General features: G+C 62.5%; 23 protein-coding genes. 8 read left to right on the forward strand and 15 right to left on the reverse strand.

Annotated features, from left to right (window positions below; all coding sequences use genetic code 11):
* The first annotated feature begins 207 nt into the window (after positions 1 to 207).
* Complete coding sequence (locus RA20_RS18355) at positions 208 to 2,283, forward strand: hypothetical protein (RefSeq protein WP_039132121.1); 2,076 nt, start codon at positions 208 to 210, stop codon at positions 2,281 to 2,283.
* A gap of 42 nt (positions 2,284 to 2,325) precedes the next feature.
* On the opposite strand, the gene RA20_RS18360 is transcribed toward RA20_RS18355, so the two are convergent.
* From RA20_RS18360 to RA20_RS18415, 12 genes are all read right to left on the reverse strand, one after another.
* A complete protein-coding gene (locus RA20_RS18360; RefSeq protein ID WP_039132124.1) occupies positions 2,326 to 2,661 on the reverse strand; it encodes a YegP family protein in 336 nt (111 codons plus the stop codon).
* Positions 2,662 to 2,779: 118 nt separating this feature from the next.
* Positions 2,780 to 3,583, reverse strand: a complete 804-nt coding sequence (gene trmD, locus RA20_RS18365) for a tRNA (guanosine(37)-N1)-methyltransferase TrmD (protein ID WP_152618546.1) — start codon at positions 3,581 to 3,583, stop codon at positions 2,780 to 2,782.
* Positions 3,584 to 3,757: 174 nt separating this feature from the next.
* Positions 3,758 to 4,261: a ribosome maturation factor RimM gene (rimM, locus tag RA20_RS18370; protein ID WP_039132126.1), complete on the reverse strand. Its 504-nt coding sequence runs from the start codon at positions 4,259 to 4,261 to the stop codon at positions 3,758 to 3,760.
* A gap of 152 nt (positions 4,262 to 4,413) precedes the next feature.
* Positions 4,414 to 5,052 (reverse strand): 5,6-dimethylbenzimidazole synthase, encoded by a 639-nt coding sequence (gene bluB, locus RA20_RS18375; protein WP_039132129.1) that lies wholly within the window; start codon positions 5,050 to 5,052, stop codon positions 4,414 to 4,416.
* A gap of 4 nt (positions 5,053 to 5,056) precedes the next feature.
* The gene (gene rpsP / locus RA20_RS18380) at positions 5,057 to 5,425 is read right to left on the reverse strand and encodes a 30S ribosomal protein S16 (protein ID WP_039132132.1); all 369 of its coding nucleotides are present in this window, start codon (positions 5,423 to 5,425) and stop codon (positions 5,057 to 5,059) included.
* A 59-nt stretch (positions 5,426 to 5,484) separates the two neighbouring features.
* Complete coding sequence (locus RA20_RS18385; RefSeq protein ID WP_039132134.1) at positions 5,485 to 5,793, reverse strand: chorismate mutase; 309 nt, start codon at positions 5,791 to 5,793, stop codon at positions 5,485 to 5,487.
* Between the two features lie 57 nt (positions 5,794 to 5,850).
* The gene (locus RA20_RS18390; protein ID WP_039132137.1) at positions 5,851 to 6,453 is read right to left on the reverse strand and encodes a GNAT family N-acetyltransferase; all 603 of its coding nucleotides are present in this window, start codon (positions 6,451 to 6,453) and stop codon (positions 5,851 to 5,853) included.
* A 61-nt stretch (positions 6,454 to 6,514) separates the two neighbouring features.
* Complete coding sequence (locus RA20_RS18395) at positions 6,515 to 7,081, reverse strand: GNAT family N-acetyltransferase (protein ID WP_039132139.1); 567 nt, start codon at positions 7,079 to 7,081, stop codon at positions 6,515 to 6,517.
* A gap of 149 nt (positions 7,082 to 7,230) precedes the next feature.
* Positions 7,231 to 7,782, reverse strand: a complete 552-nt coding sequence (locus RA20_RS18400; protein WP_039132140.1) for a GNAT family N-acetyltransferase — start codon at positions 7,780 to 7,782, stop codon at positions 7,231 to 7,233.
* On the reverse strand, positions 7,779 to 8,291 hold the full coding sequence (locus RA20_RS18405; protein WP_039132142.1) for a GNAT family N-acetyltransferase: 513 nt from the start codon (positions 8,289 to 8,291) through the stop codon (positions 7,779 to 7,781). Before RA20_RS18405 ends, RA20_RS18400 begins: the two co-directional genes overlap by 4 nt.
* Positions 8,292 to 8,299: 8 nt before the next feature.
* Positions 8,300 to 9,820 carry a signal recognition particle protein gene (gene ffh / locus RA20_RS18410; RefSeq protein WP_039132143.1) on the reverse strand — a complete coding sequence of 507 codons (1,521 nt, stop codon included), beginning with the start codon at positions 9,818 to 9,820 and terminating at the stop codon, positions 8,300 to 8,302.
* 163 nt (positions 9,821 to 9,983) lie between these two features.
* On the reverse strand, positions 9,984 to 10,511 hold the full coding sequence (locus tag RA20_RS18415; protein ID WP_039132144.1) for a hypothetical protein: 528 nt from the start codon (positions 10,509 to 10,511) through the stop codon (positions 9,984 to 9,986).
* A gap of 277 nt (positions 10,512 to 10,788) precedes the next feature.
* Here RA20_RS18415 and RA20_RS18420 point away from each other — a divergent pair, with 277 nt between their 5' ends.
* Both RA20_RS18420 and RA20_RS18425 read left to right on the forward strand, forming a co-directional pair.
* On the forward strand, positions 10,789 to 12,696 hold the full coding sequence (locus RA20_RS18420) for an elongation factor G (protein WP_039132145.1): 1,908 nt from the start codon (positions 10,789 to 10,791) through the stop codon (positions 12,694 to 12,696).
* A gap of 109 nt (positions 12,697 to 12,805) precedes the next feature.
* Complete coding sequence (locus tag RA20_RS18425) at positions 12,806 to 13,333, forward strand: prolyl-tRNA synthetase associated domain-containing protein (RefSeq protein ID WP_039132193.1); 528 nt, start codon at positions 12,806 to 12,808, stop codon at positions 13,331 to 13,333.
* Here RA20_RS18425 and RA20_RS18430 read toward each other — a convergent pair.
* Together RA20_RS18430 and RA20_RS18435 are read right to left on the reverse strand one after the other, a co-directional pair.
* Positions 13,330 to 14,082, reverse strand: coding sequence for an aspartate/glutamate racemase family protein (locus RA20_RS18430; protein WP_039132147.1), 753 nt, complete (start codon positions 14,080 to 14,082; stop codon positions 13,330 to 13,332). The two genes, RA20_RS18425 and RA20_RS18430, sit on opposite strands and share 4 nt — an antisense overlap.
* A gap of 132 nt (positions 14,083 to 14,214) precedes the next feature.
* Positions 14,215 to 14,796: an FMN-dependent NADH-azoreductase gene (locus RA20_RS18435; RefSeq protein WP_039132148.1), complete on the reverse strand. Its 582-nt coding sequence runs from the start codon at positions 14,794 to 14,796 to the stop codon at positions 14,215 to 14,217.
* Between the two features lie 127 nt (positions 14,797 to 14,923).
* On the opposite strand from RA20_RS18435, the gene RA20_RS18440 reads away from it, so the two are divergent.
* The 3 genes from RA20_RS18440 to RA20_RS18450 all read left to right on the forward strand — a co-directional run bounded on the left by RA20_RS18440 (position 14,924) and on the right by RA20_RS18450 (position 17,216).
* Positions 14,924 to 15,802: a LysR family transcriptional regulator gene (locus tag RA20_RS18440; protein ID WP_039132149.1), complete on the forward strand. Its 879-nt coding sequence runs from the start codon at positions 14,924 to 14,926 to the stop codon at positions 15,800 to 15,802.
* Complete coding sequence (locus tag RA20_RS18445) at positions 15,790 to 16,701, forward strand: DMT family transporter (protein ID WP_193748871.1); 912 nt, start codon at positions 15,790 to 15,792, stop codon at positions 16,699 to 16,701. The genes RA20_RS18440 and RA20_RS18445 overlap by 13 nt, the downstream gene beginning before the upstream one ends.
* 89 nt (positions 16,702 to 16,790) lie before the next feature.
* Positions 16,791 to 17,216, forward strand: a complete 426-nt coding sequence (locus RA20_RS18450; protein ID WP_039132150.1) for a universal stress protein — start codon at positions 16,791 to 16,793, stop codon at positions 17,214 to 17,216.
* Here RA20_RS18450 and RA20_RS18455 read toward each other — a convergent pair.
* The gene (locus RA20_RS18455) at positions 17,213 to 17,560 is read right to left on the reverse strand and encodes an ArsR/SmtB family transcription factor (RefSeq protein WP_039132151.1); all 348 of its coding nucleotides are present in this window, start codon (positions 17,558 to 17,560) and stop codon (positions 17,213 to 17,215) included. The two genes, RA20_RS18450 and RA20_RS18455, sit on opposite strands and share 4 nt — an antisense overlap.
* A gap of 267 nt (positions 17,561 to 17,827) precedes the next feature.
* Between RA20_RS18455 and RA20_RS18460 the strand changes: the two genes are divergently transcribed.
* Both RA20_RS18460 and RA20_RS18465 read left to right on the forward strand, forming a co-directional pair.
* Positions 17,828 to 18,172, forward strand: coding sequence for an AtpZ/AtpI family protein (locus tag RA20_RS18460; protein WP_446720158.1), 345 nt, complete (start codon positions 17,828 to 17,830; stop codon positions 18,170 to 18,172).
* Between the two features lie 40 nt (positions 18,173 to 18,212).
* Positions 18,213 to 19,013: a F0F1 ATP synthase subunit A gene (locus RA20_RS18465; protein WP_039132155.1), complete on the forward strand. Its 801-nt coding sequence runs from the start codon at positions 18,213 to 18,215 to the stop codon at positions 19,011 to 19,013.
* Positions 19,014 to 19,076: the final 63 nt, after the last annotated feature.

Genomic DNA, 19,076 nt, shown 5'->3' on the forward strand with positions numbered 1-19,076 from the left:
CCCGGAGCCGATTCCCGGCGCCAGACGAGCGGCTTTTAGGCCTGTTGCGCCAATGTTTCAAGGGAATTCTGCGGCTCCAGCCGGAATGGCGCCGGTCTTTTGTTTTGATCGGCTGCGGATCTGCGGCTACCGTTCAATATCAGGAATTTACCTAACGGCAAGACAATCAGTCAATTTCGTGTGCCTCAGAACGGGGAGGGAGCCAGCATGCCATTCAAGAAGATAGACGTTTTCAACGACGAAAAGAGTTACAAGGCTGAACTGAAGAAAGAGCTCAAGAAGCTGGATGCATCGCTGAGCGAATTCTATTTCTACGACGAGGTCACACTGAATGGCTCTGCGCAATCTATCCTGATTGTCGGCGAGGCCGCGGCGCCGCTGCTGAAAGAGCTGAAGTCCAAGGCCAAGCAGAGGGCGGTTGGCCAGTGTTTTGTCGAAGGCAGCACCCTCAAACTGAGCCTTGTGAAGGGCAAGATGCCCGACAAGAAGCTGAAACCGCTGATGAAGGGCACGCAGTTCGACTACACATTTGTGGCTGCTGACCTTGATGCAGGCGGCGAGGAAGATCCGGATAAACGCTTTCTCAAGCGGCTTCAGGCCATCGAGGCCCGGTTCGACAAGATCAAGGGCCGGATCACCGACGACGAGCGCAAGGAACTGCGCATCCTGTTCGGGCAGATCGAGGAGCAGAAGGACACGGATCAGGCCGGGGCGGCCAAGACCCTGACGGCGCTCAATACCCGGATGGAAGAGCTGATTAAGCTGATCGGCGGCGGCAAGGAGGCCTCGAAGGAGGAAACCAACGCCAAGACACGGCTCAAAGCCACAACCGCCCGGTTCGACAAGGTCAAGGGCAAGATCATGGACGAAGAGCGCAAGGTGCTGCGCCAGCATTTCGGCGCCGTGGCCGAGCATTTCGAGAAAGGCGAATGGAAGCAGGCTTACGCCCGGCTGGAAACGCTCGACAAGGAAATGGTCGGCTATGTGAAGGCAGCCCTTGCCTCGGACGAGCAGGAAGCGGCCAAGCGCAAGGAGGAGTTCAAATCTTCCGACGCAGGCAAAGCGGCCAGGATGCTGGCCAGCCGGATCAAGGATGAAACTGAACGCTTGGGCAAGCTGGAAACCGCTGTCACCCGGGAGGCCGGGGTTCTGAAGGACTTGCAGGAGACCTTGTCAGGGCTGACCAAGGCCAAGGATATCAGCAAGAAGCAGCAGCAGGTTGATGCAAGTGCCGAGCGTCTGGAAAAGGCCAAGCAGCTGCTGGAGCAGTCGCGCGGCCAGCTGCTGAAAAATGTCGAAGAGATGAAGGCCGAGAAGCTGGAAAAGGAAAAGGCTTTTGTCACCGCTTTGGGCAACATCAAGTCCCGCATCAGCGCGCTGGATGAAATGCTGGACAGCGTGCCGGTGGACCAGGCCCGCAGTCAGATCGAAGCATTGATCAAGAAGCAGGCCGAAGCACAGCAATGGCAGGAAGAGCGCATCAAGGCGGAAGAGGGCGGCGAAGGTCACGGCACCGGCCGCCACGGGGCACAGACCGGCATGGAGCGGCAGGCCATGCGGGCCTCTTCGCAGGACGGCAGAACTCCGGATCAGGACGGAAATACGGCCGGCACCGCACAAGTGACCGAGAAATGGAACCAGGTGAAAATCACCTATACCGAGGAAGACGGCAAACGCGTGATTTCCAACCGGGCCGAGGTCGAAAAGCAGATCGCAGCCAGCTTCGACCGCAAGCAGTACAGCGGCGGAAATGCTTCAATGTGGGCGACGCCGGTTCTGGAGAAGGAAGCCGTTGACCGGGCCAAGTCCCTTGCCGCAAAATTCAAGGGCTTCACCCATTACGCCACGGGCAACGAAAGCCAGGCCAATCAGGTGAACAATGAACTGAAGTCGCTGACTTTGAAGATGGGGCCGCCTGCTTCGGCGCCGGGCTGGGGCTATGCGCTGAAACGCGACGGTGCGGCCGTGCCTCTGAATGACATCAAATCGGCGGTGTCCGACTTTGAACAGGGCAAATCCAGCCTCGATGACATGTTCAAGGCTCTGAACGTGAAGCTGGTTGAAAAATCCGGCGGCGGCGGCGTGAAAATGGTGCCGCACTGTCTGGTCGTGCTGACCCGTTCGTCCACCAGCGGCGACTGGAAGTTCAAGACCCATTTCCCGGACGACCGGCTGAGCAGCAGCGATATCGGCTGGGAAACAGAGCGCAATCAGTCCAAAGGCGATGTCACCTTCAAGCAGGGAACAACGCTGACGGTTTGGAAGAACACCGCAATGCCGTAAAAGCGGGCAGTGGCCGGGCCCTGAAAAGGGCCCGGAGCTGCATTACCCGGTCTGATCGTCCAGGGCTGCATCCGGTGCGTTTTTCTTGACGGACTCGATGCCATTGTCGCGGCCCGAGGCACTGGTATAGCTTTGCGAGGTGCCGATCACCTGGCCGTTGGTGGCCTTGAGGTTGAACATGTGCTTGCCGGCCGAAGTTTCCTTGCGCTCGTAGCGCGCATCTTCGCCGGCGTTTTTGCGGACCGACTCGATACCGTTCTCGGCGCTGGCCTTCTGCTTGTAGCCTTCGCTGGCCAGGATGTTCTCGCCGTTGCCTGCCTTCAGGCGGAAGCGGAATTCACCTGCCTTATCTTCGTAGAGTTCAAATTTCCCAGCCACCCTGTTCACTCCTGTCAATTAACTTATGCAGGAGGAGTAAAACACGGCTTCGCCATTGCGGCAACGGCTTCCCTCGGGGGAAAAGCCGGGCAGGCGTGTCACTTGCGGAGGGAAGGCGCTACGTGCGGTCCTTTGAGGCGCTGTAGGTTTTCCAAAGGTCCGGGCGGCGTGCCTTGGTAATCTCTTCGCTCATTTCATGCCGCCAATCGGCAATCTTACCGTGGTGGCCGGACATCAGCACATCCGGTATGCTCCTGCCTTTCCATTCGGCAGGACGGGTGTATTGCGGATGCTCCAGCAGGCCTGAGGAAAAACTCTCTTCCTCGGTCGAGGCCTGGTTGCCAAGCACGCCGGGAATCAGGCGCACTGTGGCATCGATCAATGCCTGTGCCGCCAGCTCTCCGCCGGTCATGACAAAATCGCCAAGGCTGACTTCCTGGATGCCGTAGTGCTCCAGCACCCGTTCATCCACACCTTCGAACCGCCCGCACAGCAGGGTGATACCGTCGCATTGGGCAAAATTCTGCATCATCTGCTGGTCCATCCGCCGCCCGCGCGGAGACAGGTAAACCAGCGGCCAGTTGCCCTTTGTTCCGGCCATTGTGTGTTCGATTGCCTCGCCCAGCACATCCGGGCGCAGCACCATGCCGGCGCCGCCGCCAGCAGGCGTGTCGTCCACATTGCGGTGCTTGCCAATGCCGAATTCCCGCAGGTCAACAGTTTCCAGCTGCCACAGGCCCTCCTGCAGCGCCTTGCCGGTCAGGCTTTCTCCCAGCACACCGGGAAAGGCCCCGGGAAACAAGGTGATGATCTTGGCTTTCCACACGCCTGCCAGGTCCGGCGTCGGCGTCATCAGCTCACGCGGTTTCAAGGCTGGGCGGATGGCCTTGCGGCCATGGGAGCGGGCAGGCATGTCGGTCATGGCATCGTATTAAGCAAAGGGCGCGGCGGAGGGAAGCCGGATAAATGCGAGGCTCTGCCGCGCGCTCCGGGATATTTCCAGCCAGAGGAAGCCGGCTTCTTTCTGGTTTCAAATACTCTGGGGGTGAGCGCCTGGGGCGCGAGGGGGCAAAGCCCCCTTTTCTGAAGGCTCTGTTCAGAACAGCCCGTCCGGCGGGTCCGCGATGATGCGGCCCTGATCCAGATCGACAGTTGGAACCGCCGCCAGGGTGAAGGGCAGCAGGACCGCGTCCTTCATTCCTGGCCCATGCACTTCCAGAAGATCGGCAGCGCCGTGGTTTTGCACCGATTTCACCGTGCCCAGCAGGGTGCCGCCGGTGTCATAAACCTCCAGCCCGATCAGGTCGGTGTGGTAAAACTCGTCATCCGGAAGTTTGGGCAGCTGGTCGCGGCGGGCAAACAGGCGCAGGCCCTTTACGGCGTCGGCGTCTTCCTTGGTTTCGATACCGCCCAGAAGGGCTGCAAACCCATTTTTGATCGGGCGGGTGATGGTCAGCGAAAAGCTCTGGCTGCCGTCCTCATTGCTGAGCGGCGAGTAGTCTTCGATCTCTTCGGGAATGGCGCAGAAGCTCTTGAGGCGCACTTCACCGCGCACCCCGAAAGATCCGGCAATTGCGCCTACGCAGATCAGGTCGCTCATTGTGTCATTTCCTTTGCACAAAACCCCGCGCGCAGCCATTGGCCGCCGGATTGTTCGCAGAGTTCGCTTTGGTGGTTGCGTTCAAAGAAGATGCCCGCGGTAAAGGCCACTGCAACAAAAAACACAAGCCGGATCAACCGTCCCATGGCAGCTCAGCGGGTTTCCAGCGGCAGGTCCGCCATCCGGCTTTCCCAGCCCTGTTCCTCCAGCTCCGGCGTTTCCGACAGCCGCTCCGGGTAGCCGATGCAGAAATAACCGATCAGCTGCCAGGCTTCCGGCGCGTTCAGATCGCGGTTCAGCTGCTCCGGGTCGAGGACGGACACCCAGCCCAGGCCCAGCCCCTCGGCGCGCAAGGCCAGCCAGAACAGGGTGATGGCGGTGACCACCGAATAGCGGCGCATCTCAGGCATGGTTGCCGCACCAAGACCGTGGCCCTGGGCGGTTTCATCGTCGCAGTAGATGGCAAGCTGCACTGGCGCATCGCGCATGCCCGAGAGCTTCAGCCCGGCATAGCGTTCGGCGCGTTCGCCGGAATAGCCTTTCAGGGCTTCGGCATTGGCAGCTTCGAAATTTTTCAAGGCGGCGGCGCGGGCAGCTTCGCTTTCCACCCGCAGAATGCGCCAGGGTTCGCTCAGCCCCACTGAGGGGGCGAGCTGAATGGCAGAGAGGCAGCGCGTCAGCACTGCCTCGTCCACCGGATCGGTGCGGAACCGGCGCACGTCGCGCCGGAGCCGCATCAGCAGATCAAGCTGGCTGCGGAAACCTTCGGGAAAAGCGCCCCGCAGCTCCACGGAATTATTCCGCGTCTGCAGCTGCTTCGGCAGCTTCAGCAGCCTTTGCAGCTTTCTCTTCGGCGCGTTCCTGAGCTTTCTTGCCCGGGGTGCCTTTGTTCGGGTTGTTGCGCTCGGCCTTCTCGCGGACGCCTGCTGCTTCCAGCATGCGGGCGATACGGTCGGTCGGCTGGGCGCCCTGGCTCAGCCAGTACTGCACGCGCTCCATGTCCATTTTGACGCGCTCTTCCGAATCTTTCGGCAGCAGCGGGTTGTAGGTGCCCAGCTTCTCGATGAAGCGGCCGTCGCGCGGCATGCGGCTGTCAGCAGCCACGATGCGGTAGAAGGGACGCTTTTTAGAGCCGCCGCGGGCCAAACGGATTTTCATTGCCATGGGTACATCTCCTTTGATGGCGTTTCCGGGGTATGCCCCGGTTGTTCCTGTTGTCTGTGTTATTCTTGGTGTTTCTTATGGTGGCGGATGACTTCACCGATGATGAAGTTCAAGAATGCCTTGGCGAATTCGGGGTCCAGATCTGCCTGATCCGCCAGGTCTTCAAGCCGTGCGATCTGCGCCGCTTCGCGGGTCGGATCGGACGGGGGAAGGTCGTGTTCAGCCTTGAGCCTGCCTACCGCCTGGGTGTGCTTGAACCGCTCGCCCAGAGTGTAGACGAGGATCGCATCCAGGCGGTCAATGCTTTCGCGGTGGCCCTTGAGCAGCTCGGCTGCGCGGGCGACGGGGTCTTGGTGGTCAATCGTCATCGGGTTCTCCGCAATGCAGCAAACTCAGGGCGGTGCACAGATGTGGCCGGTCGCAAATCAGTCAAGAGCCCAGCCCTCCGGTTTGAAGAGCGGGTCGGCGTAATGGCTGATTTCCATTTCGATGCCATGGGCAATCTGGCTGTCCTTCAGGGCGTCCGGTGCGGGGTGGCGGTAGACCGCGTCGTTGCCGTCGATGGTGGCAGCTTCGTGGTCTTTGCGGGCGCCGAGCCGTTCCGCGAGCCGGATCGAGTCGAGATTCTTCGGGTCGATATAGCTGACCGCGGTCTCCCAGCCCAGATTTGAATAAAAATGTCCGCGTGCGGCGTGCGAAGCCTCCAGGGCATAGCCCTTGCCGGCGGCACCGGGCCAGATGATCCAGGCGATTTCCTGTTCGGGCCAGCCTGCAGGCTGCCAGCCGCCGGCCATGCCGTAGGTTTCGTCCGAGGCTTTGTCGTGGATCATCCACATGCCGAAGCCGCGCACCTGCCAGTGACCGATCTCGGCAGCATAAAGCATCCAGGCTTCATAAGTGTTCAGCGGGCCGCCCATGAAACGCGAGCGGTAGGAGCTGAAGGTGGCCTTGAAGTCGGGGTAGTCCTGCGCCTCGGGGCCGCGCAGCACCAGGCGTTCGGTTTCGATCACCGGGATATCAAACGGCATCAGCGCGCTCCTTCCGGCGGAAGGGCGCGGCAGAGCCGGGATATGATCCCGCTGAAGCGCATCAGTGGAGCAGGCCCCTAGCAGCCTGGGGGCCGGACACGCGCGGCGGCGGCATGTGGCGCCAGGCGCGGATGTTGGGCGCCGGCTGCAGGCGGAAGGAGATAGGTTTCTCCGGCTGAGCGCCGACACGGCGGGCCAGCGCGATGGAGGCGTCGTTTTCCTCCGGCACGTAGGAGACAATCGAGTCCCAGCCTGCTTCGCCAAACAGCCAGTCGAGCACGCATTGCGCCGCTTCGCTGGCATAGCCCTTGCCCTTGCCCGGCTCCATCAGGTGCCAGGACAGTTCGGGTTCCGGCCAGCCCTTGGGGAACCAGGGGCCGACCAGGCCCACGGTTGTGCCGGTGCTGCGCTCAACCACAGCAAACAGGCCATAGCCGTGCAGGTGCCAGTGGCCGATGATGGTGGCAATCGACCACCACAGCGAATCCGGATCCTCTGCCGCGTCGATAAAGCGCGGCGAACCCGGATTCAGGAAAGCTGCATTTGCGTCGAACTCCGGGTCTGCCGGAGAAATCAGCATAAGCCGTTTGGATACAAGCCGTGGATACGGCTTCCGCTCGTCAGTCATTGTACACCCCTTTGCCCGGGCAGCGCACCGCCCGGCATGAATTTCACCCATCCAATGAAGGAGTATCGGGGCGAGGGTGTAATTTTCAGTTAAGCGGGGCGCAGCAACGGCCGCTGGAAATGCCTGCTTAGGGCCAATTTGATGAAAGCTCATGCGTAAGCCTCCATCCCGCCGGCGCTCAGGTCGTCCGGGCTCAGATGGCGCCAGACCTGCAGTTCGCCGAACCGGTCATGGGTGAAGCTGCCGTCCAAGGCTGCACCCATGCGCTTGGCCACCGCGGCGGAAGCGTGGTTTTCCGGAGCCACCAGGCTGATCGCGGTGGTCCAGCCAAGGGTGTCATATGCATAGGTGCGCGCAGCGGTGGCTGCCTCGGTGGCATAGCCCTTGCCGCCAAAGCCCTCGAACAGGTCCCAGCCGATTTCCGGCTCCGGCCAGCCGTGCGGGTTCCACAACCCGATGATACCTGCGGTTTTGCCTGAGGACTTCTCTTCGACGGCCCAGCGGCCATAGCCCAGCATCTGCCAGTGGCCGATCTCCAGAGCCAGGTGGCGCCAGACCTGCTCTGCGTCCATCTGCCCGCCCACGAAAGCGGCGCGTTCGGATGCATAGAACGCGCAGAGCGCCTCGAAATCCGCCAGCGCCGGGGCGCGCAGGACCAGGCGTTCGGTTTCGAGCTGAGGAATGGCAGGGATTTGCATCATGCCAACCCCCGCAGATCATGCAGGATTACTACATCGCCGGGGCATTCGCCTTTGGCATTGGGGTCGATCACTCCGCCCAGGCGCTGGCCCAGGGCGATAGAGCGTTCATTCCTTGGATCAATGATGTTAATCAGGCTCTCCCATCCGAATGCGCGGCGCGCCCAGGCCATGACAGCGCGCGCGGCTTCGGCGGCATAGCCTTTGCCTTCGGCTTCGGGGATCACAAACCAGCCCAGTTCCGGGCCTGGGTAGCCATCAGGCTGATAGATGCCCACTTCACCAGCGTATGCGCCGGTTTCACGGACTTCCAGCCCGAAGGGGCCGTAGCCGCGCAGCGTCCATAAGGCCGCATCTGCTGCCCAGACCCGCCAGGCCTCATCCCGGGGCAGGATACCGCGTTCAAAGCGGGCGCGTTCGGACGCAAAGAAGGCGGCCCAATGCTCGAAATCCTCAAGCTTGGGTGCGCGCAGCGTCAGGCGCTCGGTTTGAAGGGTTGGGATGGAGGCCACGGGTCAGATCACTTCTTCTTGCCAAAACCGCTGAGGCCTGCGGGCAGGCCCATGCCGCCGCCGAGGCCGGGGAGCCCGCCGGGCAGGCCGCCTTTGCCGCCCATCGCTTTGGCGGCTGCTTCCATCGCCTTGGGATCCATTTGGCTGGGGTCCATGCCGCCCATATCCGGCATGCCGCCTTTGCCGAACATGCCTTTCATGGCCTGCTTCAGCATCTTGCCTTTGCCCATCTTGCCCATCTTCTTCATCACATCGGCCATCTGCCGGTGCATTTTCAGAAGCTTGTTGAGGTCGGAAACCTCCATGCCGGATCCGGCTGCGATGCGTTTCTTGCGGGAGGCCTGCAGCAGCGCGGGGTTGGCGCGCTCTTTCTTGGTCATCGACTGGATCATGGCGATCTGGCGCTTCAGCACCTTGTCGTCCATGCCGGCGTCCTGCACCTGCTTGGCCATTTTGCCCATGCCGGGCATCATCTGCATCATGCCCTCCATGCCGCCCATCTGAAGCATCTGCTCAAGCTGCATCTTCAGGTCATTCATATTGAAATGACCCTTCATCATGCGCTTCATCATCTTCTCGGCCTGTTCGGCCTCGATGGTTTCCTGTGCTTTTTCGACCAGCGCGACGATGTCGCCCATGCCCAGGATGCGGCCGGCGATCCGGTCGGCCTCGAAGGTTTCCAGGGCGTCCATCTTCTCGCCCAGGCCGACAAAGCGGATCGGCTTGCCGGTGACCGCGCGCATCGACAGGGCGGCACCGCCGCGGCCGTCGCCGTCCATCCGGGTCAGCACCACGCCGGAGATGCCGATCTTGGCGTCAAATTCTTCGGCCACCTCAACGGCAACCTGGCCGGTCAGGCCATCGACAACCAGCAGGGTCTCGCGGGGGGAGACCACGTTGCGGACGTCCTCGACCTCCTGCATCAGCACTTCGTCGATGTGCAGGCGGCCGGCGGTGTCGAGCATATAGACGTCATAGCCGCCCAGCGTCGCCTGCTGCTTGGCGCGTTTGGCGATGTCGACGGGTTTCTGGCCGGGCACGATGGGCAGGGTGTCAACGCCGATCTGGGTGCCGAGCACGGCCAACTGGTCCATCGCCGCCGGGCGGTAGACGTCGAGCGAGGCCATCAGGACCTTCTTGCCCTCTTTTTCTTTCAGCCGTTTCGCCAGCTTACCGGTGGTGGTGGTCTTGCCCGAGCCCTGCAGACCGACCATCAAGACGGGTGCCGGCGGGTTGTCGACCTTCAGCTTGCCGGGGTCTTCCTCGCCGCGCAGCACGTCGACCAGCGCGTCGTGGACGATCTTCACCACCTGCTGGCCCGGGGTCACCGATTTGGTGACGGCCTGGCCAGTGGCCTGTTCCTGCACCTTCTTGACGAAGTCGCGGGCAACCGGCAGCGAGACGTCGGCTTCCAGCAGGGCAACGCGGACTTCGCGCAGGGCGGATTTGACGTCCTCTTCGTTCAGGGCGCCCTGTTTGGTCAGCCGGTCAAAGACGCCGGAAAGGCGTTCGGATAGATTTTCAAACATGCCTGCGGCCTCCTGATGCCGGTTACGTTGTATGGCGCCCCCGTATGTAGGGGACATGCGGTCCATGCGCAAATGCCCCCACGGGCGTAACACGCTGGTGGGGGGCGATCCCTGGCACGGGCAGGGACCGGAAGACTCACTGCTTCCGGATGTTGGGCAGGCGTTACGCGGATTGGGGGCCGGAGTCAACCTTTGCAGGGTCATCGGCAGGCAGCCATGCGTTGATGGCATCCACCAGCCGTTGCGGGCCGCGGGTGTTGGTGAAGGCTTCGACCACCGGGTGGCGGCCGGCACTCATGCCGCCATCCAGCACCAGTACCGGGCGGTAGAGGGTGCGCGTGCGGCCCTCGCTGCGGCTGGTGGTGGCTTCCAGCTCGGCGTGGGAGAGATCGGCCAGCCGGTGCTCCACCTCTGTGTAGCCAAAAACCGACTGGCGGCGGATCACGATGGAACCGGCGGGGCGGTCGAAGATTACCTGCACCCGGCGCACAAAGGCGCAGAAGGCGCCGGCCCCCAGGCCGCCGCCGAACAGGGAAAACATCAGGCCTGGCCAGATCAGATCGCCGCCTTGGCTGAGCATGCCGAGGCCTGCGCCCGCAAAGACGAGGATGAAAAAGACAAGCATGATCCCGATGAGCCATGGCGTGTCGGCGAGGATCAGCTGCTTTGGGGTGTTGCGCGTGATCTTCATGGAGCCAGCTTAACGGGCCGCGGAAGCCCGGTGAGGGGAAACTGGCGGTTTTGGCGTCAAATATGAACACGTAGTGACGCAACTAAGCCGTCTGGACGCTTGACTCAAAGGGGGTAGCTTGGGCAGCATCGGGACTCTGGCCCCTTGCCGTCCACTCACCGGCCGGGCCGCTTGGAAGAGCATCCGAGGCAGATCTTCAGCACAGGCATATCACGCGAACCGCAGTGTCCGCGCACCTCTCCGGGCAGCCGTATCAGTCATGGGAGGATCTGAGAACATGCGCGTTTTCACTATTCTGGGACCGTCGCAGTCCGGCAAATCTACGCTTGCAACGGCGCTGGCCAATCTGGACAGCGCTGCGGGCAAGCGGCAGGAGGTTGCAGGCGTCGCCGCTTTGCAGCCTTTTTCATTCATGGGCGAGGACTGGGCCGCGATCGACATCGCGGGCGGGGCCGACAATCTTTCGCAGGCGGGGCCGGCGCTGGCCGCCAGCGACGCTGCCGTCCTCTGCGTTCCGGCCGACGCCGGCGCTGCGGTGCTGAGCGCGCCGTATCTGCGCAAGCTGGAGGAGGCGGGCATCCCCGCCTTTATTTTTGTCAACCGCATGGACCAGGCCACGGACCGGGTGGCCGAGATTGTAGCCGCGCTTCAGGCCTATTGCAGCCACAACATCATTCTGCGGCAGGTGCCGATCCGCGAAGGCGGCCAGGTTGTGGGTGCTGTGGATCTGATTTCCGAGCGCGCCTGGCAGTATCAGGAGGGCGAACCCTCGGCGCTGATTGAGCTGCCGGTGGCGATGTATGCCCGCGAGCAGGAGGCGCGGACCGAACTGCTGGAGGCGCTGGCGGATTTTGACGATGCGCTGCTGGAAGAGCTGATCGAGGATCAGCAGGTGATGGCCGAGGAGGTTTATGACGTGGCCACGCGGGTGCTGCAGCACAACGACCTGATCCCGGCGCTGATGGGCTCTGGCGAGCACAGGAACGGCATCCTGCGGCTGATGAAGTCGCTGCGCCACGAGGCGCCGGATGTGGGGGTTGCGCTGGAGCGGCTCTCGCAGGACGGCAAAGTGGTTGCGGTTGGCTGCATGGCGGATCTGGTCAAGCATCTGGGCAAGACGGTGCTGGTGCGCGCCATGGGTTCAGAAGTGGACAACGGGGTGCCGGTCGGCGGTGCTGCGCTGGGCTCTCTCAGCGGCGTGGCCGACGGCTCCAATGGCCACCTCGATGCCGGCGATGTGGGGCAGGCGGTGAAATCGGACCATCTGAACCTGGGCTATGCCTACGGGCCGGACGGTGCCGCGCCTTTGCCGGACTGGGCGCAGCCGCGGCCTTCGACGTTCCGGCGGGTGATCACCCCGGTGCATGAGCGCGACGATGCACGGCTGTCGGGCGCCTTGGAACGGCTGGCGGAGATCGACCCGGCGCTGGATGTGAGCCAGGACGAAGCCAGCGGCCATGCTCTGCTGAGCCTGCAGGGGCCGCTGCACATGCGCCGCATCAAGCACACGCTGAAAGAGGAGTTCGGGGTTGAGGTCGAAGAGGAAATGGTGCCGCCAGCCCTGCGCGAGACGATCAACAAGCCGGTGCAGATCCATCACCGCCACCGCAAGCAGTCGGGCGGCGCCGGGCAGTTCGCAGATGTGGTGATCGAGGTGAAACCCTTGCCGCGCGGCAGCGGTTTTGTGTTCGAGGAAACCGTGAAGGGCGGCGCAGTGCCCAAGAACTACATCCCCTCGGTCGAAGCCGGTGCGCGCGAAGCGCTGGCGCAGGGCTTGAACGGCCATCCGGTGGTGGATGTCTGCGTGACGCTGAAGGACGGCAAGCACCATTCGGTGGACAGTTCCGATTATGCCTTCCGCACGGCAGGCAAGAATGCGGTGCGCGAAGCCATGGCCGAAGCCGGCGCCACGCTGCTGCAGCCGATCATGCGGGTGCAGATCCATGTGCCTTCCGTATTCACCGGCGGGCTGGTGCCGGTGGTGAGCGGCATGAAGGGGCAGATCCTGGGGTTTGAAGCCGAAGACGGCGTGGCCGGCTGGGATGTGTTTGAGACGCTTCTGCCGATGGCGGCGCAGGATGAGCTGTGCAATACGCTGGCCAGCCACACCCGCGGCACCGGCTGGTTCAGCACCGGCTTTGACCACTACGAAGAAGCCCGGCGGGCCGATTTCGCCGAGGCGTAAGGCCCCGCCTGACGCAAAACAGCTTGCAAGGGGCGCCCGGCCCCTTGCATTTCCCTGCAGTTCCGCGCGATCTGCTCAGCAACTTCAAAACGGTTTGCGGAGCAAGATCATGGACGCCTCATCTGCTTATCAGGACAGCCTGCCTGTCTCCTCTGACGCGCTGCTGGCGCAGCTGGACGGCTGGGGCATCCCCTATATCCTGCACACCCATGTGCCGCTGCGCACGGTTGAAGATGCCAAAGGGGTCGAGGACCAGTTCATGGTGCCGGGCGAAAACGCGCTGCGGCTGAAAAACCTGTACCTGCGGGACAAGAAGAAGCGGAACTACCTGGTGACGCTGCAGCAGGACCGGGAGATCGACCTCAAGGCGCTGGGCGCGGAGCTGGGCATCGGCAATCTGTCCTTCGGCTCGGCAGACCGGCTGCTGGAGAACCTCGGTATCCGCCCCGGTGCGGTCAGCCCGCTGGCGATGATCACAGGGGCGCAGAAGGGCGTGGCCTTCTATATGGATGCTGCGGCGCAGGAGGCGGACGTGATCTATATGCACCCGCTGGTCAATGACCGCACGGTCTCGATGAAGCGCGCCGATGTGATGGCGTTCTTTGAGAAGGCAGGTGTTGAGGTGCGCTGGGTTTAACCGCCCCGTTCCTCTTCCAGCGCCAGATCCAGCGCCGCGGCAACATGGGCGGCTGACGGGTTCACAAACAGAAAGCCGCCGGCCTCAAAACTCACGTCGTCAACGTGTTCGGGGAAGGCCAGCGGCAGTTCGGTGCAGGCCAGCAGTACGGCGGTGCCGGGCTGCGCGTGTTTGCTGCAAAAGCGCAGCAGGCGGGCCTGGGCGCCGGCTGAGGCACCGCCGTGGAAGTCCTCGTCGATCATGGCCTGCATTTCGGCAACCTCCGCTTCCGGCAGGGTTTCATTGGCGGTGATCCCATGCTCTGCCAGGACAGCGGCGTAGTTGCGGGCCTGCATCGTTACGGTGGTGCCCAGCACCAGGGCGTTCGCCGCGCCGGTCTGCGCTGCCGCCTTGGCCGTTGCGTCGAATATGCTGAGGATCGGCATCATCACCCCGTCGCGGATGGCGTGCAGCCGGGCATGCGGCGTGTTGGAGGCGATGACTGCAAAGTCGCAGCCCGCGCGTTCCAGTGTCAGCATGGCCTCGCGGAAGACGGCGTCAAAAGCGGCCCAGCTGGCCTCATCCCCCGGGCGGCCGCGCAAGGCCCGGGTCTGCGCCTGAACAACGGATTCGATGGTTATCGGCGGAACCGGCAGCGGCGCGGATGCGCCGCGTTCCGCAAAGAAATGCCCGGCGCCTGCGCAGATTGCGCGGTAGTAGTCGATGGTCGAGGCCCAGCCGACACCACCGAGAATGCCAATTTTCTTCATCGCCCTGCCTGCCCATGATCTGCTGTTTCAGGCAGAGTTGCATGGCGGGCCCCGGCAGGCCAAACGTAAAAACACCGCCAGCCCCTGGAAGGAAGGCCGGCGGTGCTGAGTTGAGCCGCAGTCCGGATAGTGTCAGGCGGCCAGGGCTTCGATCTGGCCTTGCGCCTTGGCAAGTGCCCCGTCCGCGTCGATCGACATGGCGTCTGCCGCAACAACCTCGACATCGGTGATGCCGATGAAGCCCAGCACATGGCGCAGGTAGGTGGTGGCAAAATCGATGTCGGACCCTGCCTGGGTGCCGCCGGAGGCCACCGCGATGATGGCGCGCTTGCCTTCGAGCAGGCCGATAGGGCCGGTTTCTTCGTAGCGGAAAGTAACGCCGACGCGGGCCACCAGGTCAATCCAGGCCTTCAGGGTGGAGGGAACCGAGAAGTTATAGATCGGCGAACCGATCACGATGGTGTCGGCCTGCTTCAGCTCTTCAACCAGCGAGTCCGACAATGCCAGCAGCTGCTTTTGTTCGTCGCTGCGCTGGTCAGCCGGGGTAAAGTTGGCGCCGACCCAGGCGCCGTCCAGCAGCGGCAGCGGCGATGCGAGGTCGCGGCGGATCACGTTTGCCGCGCCAAGGCGGGAGACGATCTGTGCGGAGAGGCTGCGGGTGACCGAGCCTTCGGCGCGGGCGGAGGAGTCGATATGGAGGACGGTACTGGTCATTGTCGTGTTCCTGTGCATTGTTGCTGGGAGAGATTTGGGGTATTGCATTTTCGAACGCAACGCCGCTTTGGTCACATGAATTGTGCGCCAGCGCGCATACCCCATTGGAAATACCTAGGAGGCCGCAATGGAAAACTGGGATGAAGTCCGCACCGCCTATCAAGTGGCCCGGATGGGCACGGTGAGCGGCGCTGCCGAGGTGCTGGGCGTGCACCATGCCACGGTGATCCGCCACATCGATGCAATCGAGGCGCGGCTGGGCGTGAAGCTGTTCCAGCGCCATGCCCGCGGTTACACGCCGACAGAGGCCGGGCAGGATCTTCTGCGGGTGGCGCAGGCAACCGATGATCAGTTCAGCCAGCTGGTCGGGCGGCTGAAAGGGCAGGGCGATGATGTCTCGGGCGAGCTGGTGGTGACATCGCTGGCCTCCTTTGCGCCGATGATGGTGCCCGCGCTGAAAGAGTTCCAGGACATGCACCCGGATCTGGTCATCCGCTATCTGACGGGCGACCGGCTGTTCCGGCTGGAATACGGCGAGGCGCATGTGGCGATCCGCGCAGGCAACGCGCCTGACCAGCCCGACAATGTGGTGCAGCCGTTCATGACACAGGAGGTGGGACTGTTTGCCTCCAAGGCGTATGTGGAGAAATACGGAACCTTGAAAGGGGTGGAGGATTTCGGCAACCACCGTTTTATCGGCCATGATGACGAAGCCAGCCGGGCCCCGTTTTCGCGCTGGCTGCGGACTTACGCGCCTAAGGAAGCCATCTCATTTCTGTGCACCAACGGGTTTACTATGCAGGAAGCTGTGCGCAGCGGAGCGGGCATCGGCTTTATGTCGGGCTGGGAAGCGCGCCAGCAGCCGGACCTGGTTGAGATGATGGAGCCGCTGGAGGAATGGGCCGGCACCTTGTGGCTGGTGACGCATGTGGATCTGCACCGCACAACCAAGGTGCAGACTTTCCTGAAGTTCCTGAAGGAGCAGGTCAAGGAATGGCAGCTGTGAGCGAGGCGCTGCGCGGCCATCTGGCGATGCTGGCCTTTTCAGCGCTGGTGGCCGGGTCGTTTTCGCTCGGTGTGATGGTCGCCAACGAAATCGCCCCGGCTGCATTGAACGCTGCGCGGTTTCTGATTGCCGGAGGCGTCATCGGTGCTGCAGTGCTGGCCACGCGGGGCTTTCGCCGCGAGGATTACCGCGCGCCCTGGCGCTTTGCCGTCCTGGGCGGGCTGTTTGCGGGGTACTTTGTGCTGATGTTCTACGGGCTGCAGACGGCGGCTCCGGTGAGCGCGGCAGCTGTCTTTACCCTGGTTCCGGTGATGAGCGCGGCCTTCGGCTGGCTGCTGCTGCGGCAGATCACTTCCGGCTGGATGGCCTTGGCGCTGGCCATTGGGGCGGCGGGCGCGGTCTGGGTGATCGTGCGCGGGGATTTCGGAACCCTCCTGGCCTTTGAAATCGGCAAGGGCGAAATCATCTATTTCTGGGGCTGCGTTCTGCACGCCATCTATACGCCGATGGTGCGCAAGCTGAACCGCGGCGAACCGGCGCTGCCCTTTACCTTTGGCATGCTGGTTGCGGGTGCAGCAGTGCTGCTGGTCTTTGGCTGGAGCGATATCACTGCAACAGACTGGTCCGGCCTGCCATTCATCGTGTGGATCGGGCTGTTCTATCTGGCCGTCTGCGCCAGTTCAGCGACCTTTGTGCTGCTGCAATACGCGACCTTGCGGCTGCCCTCGGCCAAGGTGATGGCCTATACCTACCTGACTCCCAGCTGGGTGATCCTGTGGGAGATTGCGCTGGGCCGCGGCGCGCCTCCGGGCATGGTGCTGATCGGGGTCGCGATGTCGGTGGTGGCCCTGGCAATGCTGCTGGAAGGAGATGCCAAGCCGCAGCGTGCCAAAGCCTGAACCTCTGCTTTGACGGACATCAAGGCAAACGGCCCGGTGCCTGCTACCGTCAGGGACAGGGAACGCGCTCGGATAGCGAGGAGCGTGATATGTTCAAGCACATCATGGTGCCAATTGACCTGCGGCTGCCGGATCCGGTGCCAAAGGCCATGGATGTGGCAATGGAAATGGCCAGGATCGAGGGCGCGCGGCTGACATTGGTCAACGTGACAGGCGGCCATACAGACGAAACCCTGGATGGCAGGGCGGCTTCGGATGCTGTTGTCTCGCTCGCCCGCCGGGTCGGGGAAAAGATCGCCGAACGGACAGAGGGAGTGAGGGTCGAAGGCATCTCCGTGCACTCCAACGACGTGGCGGCGGAGGTGGACACCATCCTGGCCCGGACGGTCGAGGACATCGGCGCCGACCTGGTGGTGGTGGGCAGCCATGCGCCTCGTCTTATGGACTACATCTTCTCATCGCACGGCAACTATTTGGTGCGGCATTCCAAGGCATCAGTGTTTGTCGTGCGCTAAGACCCCTGAAGGTCGCTGTCCTGCGCCGCCAGTTCGGTTTCAAGAAAGCGCTCAAACGCATCCAGATTGACTGGTTCGAACTGGCCGAACCCCTGCATCCAGACGCTGGCCGCGCGCATGGCGTCGGGCTGCAGCTTGCACCATTTCACCCGTCCGCGCTTTTCCTGGGCGATAAGGCCTGCGCGGGTCAGGATGGTCAGATGCTTGGAGATCGCCGCCAGCGACATCTCGAACGGCTCTGCCACATCGGTCACTGCCATGTCATCCTCAAGGAGCATGGTCAGGATCGCGCGGCGGGTCGGGTCGGCCAGGGCGGCAAAGACGGTATCGAGTTCGCTGGACATCGCGGCGCAGATTATGCGTCCGCGCCGGTAAAGGAAAGCCGGGTAAGTGCTTGTCAGTGCCGGTGTCAGGCAAAATCAACCTTTCGGTTGAATATGGGATTCACCGGGATTTGGCGCTAACAGCTGGCGCGGCAGATCCGCGCGCTTGCCGGTGATGATAATTAAACTGTTATAATTCAGCTTGTTATATGGAAATTGAATCTTCAATCCTTGTAATTGACTCCTAGGCCTCAGGGCCTTAGCAACCTCTCAGAAATTCGCGTGAGGATGGCGCCCGTGACCGATGACGACCAAAAGCAGCGCATGGCGCAGCTGGAGGAGAAGTTGGCGGCGGCGCGTAAGGCCCAGGAGCCCAAGCCGCGCGTGGATGAGCACTATTCATTGGCCAATCAGGCCTGGCGGATGGTGATTGAATTGGTGGCCGGTCTGGGGATCGGCTTTGGCATCGGATACGGGCTGGACCACCTGTTTGGAACCCTGCCCATCTTCATGGTGCTGTTTATAATGCTGGGCCTGGCGGCTGGGGTGAAGACAATGCTTCGCACCGCGCAAGAGATCCAGAAAGAGAAACTGGCCGAAGAGGCCGAAAAAAATGCGCAAGACCGGGACTGATCCGACGGGATCCGGCACCGGCGACAGGAGAAGCGGACCGATGGGCAAAATTTTCTTTTTCGCAGCTCTGGCACTGGTAGTTGTGTCGGGTCTGATTTTCGCTCCGGCGGAAGCCAAGCTGGCGATCCACCCGATGGATCAGTTCCAGGTGAGCGCGCTGTTCGGCGATCACATCTCCTGGTACACCCCGACCAATGTGACCCTGTGGATGGCGCTGGCCGTTGCCGCCGTGTTCGCCTTGCTGGTCCTGGGCTCCTCCCGCCGCGCCATCGTGCCGGGCCGCGCCCAGTCGGTTGCGGAACTGGCCTATGGCTTCATCTACAAGATGGTTGAGGACGTGGCCGGCAAGGACGGCGTCAAGTTCTTCCCCTACATCATGACCCTGTTCATGTTCATCGTGATGGCCAACTTCCTGGGCCTGATCCCTGGCTCCTTTACCACCACCTCGCACATCGCAGTCACCGCGGTTCTGGCGGCGCTGGTGTTCGTGACTGTGACCGTGGTCGGCTTTGTCAAGAACGGCGTTGGCTTCCTGGGCCTGTTCTGGGTGTCGAGCGCGCCGCTGGCGCTCCGCCCGATCCTGGCCATCATCGAACTGATTTCCTACTTCGTGCGCCCCGTCAGCCACTCCATCCGTCTGGCTGGCAACGTGATGGCCGGCCACGCGGTTCTGAAAGTGTTCGCAGGCTTTGCCGCAGCACTGGGCATGTTCAGCTTCCTGCCGATCTTTGCCATCACCGCGGTTTACGCACTCGAAGTTCTGGTGGCCTTCATCCAGGCCTACGTCTTCACCATCCTGACCTGCGTGTACCTGAAGGACGCACTGCACCCGAGCCACTAAGGCCAGGATCCGGAAGCTTACCGGGCAGCGCCCCCAAGGGGCTGCCCAAACTAGAAATCACCA

It is taken from the genome of Leisingera sp. ANG-Vp (assembly GCF_000813725.1).
Lineage (GTDB): Bacteria > Pseudomonadota > Alphaproteobacteria > Rhodobacterales > Rhodobacteraceae > Leisingera.

Excerpts from the sequence above, each read along its gene's own strand:
- RA20_RS18355 (WP_039132121.1), top strand. The coding sequence starts at position 208 with ATGCCATTCAAGAAGATAGACGTTTTCAACGACGAAAAGAGTTACAAG.
- trmD (WP_152618546.1), bottom strand. The coding sequence starts at position 3,583 with ATGACCGACATGCCTGCCCGCTCCCATGGCCGCAAGGCCATCCGCCCA.
- rimM (WP_039132126.1), bottom strand. The coding sequence starts at position 4,261 with ATGAGCGACCTGATCTGCGTAGGCGCAATTGCCGGATCTTTCGGGGTG.
- rpsP (WP_039132132.1), bottom strand. The coding sequence starts at position 5,425 with ATGGCAATGAAAATCCGTTTGGCCCGCGGCGGCTCTAAAAAGCGTCCC.
- RA20_RS18385 (WP_039132134.1), bottom strand. The coding sequence starts at position 5,793 with ATGACGATTGACCACCAAGACCCCGTCGCCCGCGCAGCCGAGCTGCTC.
- RA20_RS18390 (WP_039132137.1), bottom strand. The coding sequence starts at position 6,453 with ATGCCGTTTGATATCCCGGTGATCGAAACCGAACGCCTGGTGCTGCGC.
- RA20_RS18395 (WP_039132139.1), bottom strand. The coding sequence starts at position 7,081 with ATGACTGACGAGCGGAAGCCGTATCCACGGCTTGTATCCAAACGGCTT.
- RA20_RS18400 (WP_039132140.1), bottom strand. The coding sequence starts at position 7,782 with ATGATGCAAATCCCTGCCATTCCTCAGCTCGAAACCGAACGCCTGGTC.
- ffh (WP_039132143.1), bottom strand. The coding sequence starts at position 9,820 with ATGTTTGAAAATCTATCCGAACGCCTTTCCGGCGTCTTTGACCGGCTG.
- RA20_RS18415 (WP_039132144.1), bottom strand. The coding sequence starts at position 10,511 with ATGAAGATCACGCGCAACACCCCAAAGCAGCTGATCCTCGCCGACACG.
- RA20_RS18420 (WP_039132145.1), top strand. The coding sequence starts at position 10,789 with ATGCGCGTTTTCACTATTCTGGGACCGTCGCAGTCCGGCAAATCTACG.
- RA20_RS18425 (WP_039132193.1), top strand. The coding sequence starts at position 12,806 with ATGGACGCCTCATCTGCTTATCAGGACAGCCTGCCTGTCTCCTCTGAC.
- RA20_RS18430 (WP_039132147.1), bottom strand. The coding sequence starts at position 14,082 with ATGAAGAAAATTGGCATTCTCGGTGGTGTCGGCTGGGCCTCGACCATC.
- RA20_RS18435 (WP_039132148.1), bottom strand. The coding sequence starts at position 14,796 with ATGACCAGTACCGTCCTCCATATCGACTCCTCCGCCCGCGCCGAAGGC.
- RA20_RS18440 (WP_039132149.1), top strand. The coding sequence starts at position 14,924 with ATGGAAAACTGGGATGAAGTCCGCACCGCCTATCAAGTGGCCCGGATG.
- RA20_RS18445 (WP_193748871.1), top strand. The coding sequence starts at position 15,790 with ATGGCAGCTGTGAGCGAGGCGCTGCGCGGCCATCTGGCGATGCTGGCC.
- RA20_RS18450 (WP_039132150.1), top strand. The coding sequence starts at position 16,791 with ATGTTCAAGCACATCATGGTGCCAATTGACCTGCGGCTGCCGGATCCG.
- RA20_RS18455 (WP_039132151.1), bottom strand. The coding sequence starts at position 17,560 with ATGTCCAGCGAACTCGATACCGTCTTTGCCGCCCTGGCCGACCCGACC.
- RA20_RS18460 (WP_446720158.1), top strand. The coding sequence starts at position 17,828 with ATGGCGCCCGTGACCGATGACGACCAAAAGCAGCGCATGGCGCAGCTG.
- RA20_RS18465 (WP_039132155.1), top strand. The coding sequence starts at position 18,213 with ATGGGCAAAATTTTCTTTTTCGCAGCTCTGGCACTGGTAGTTGTGTCG.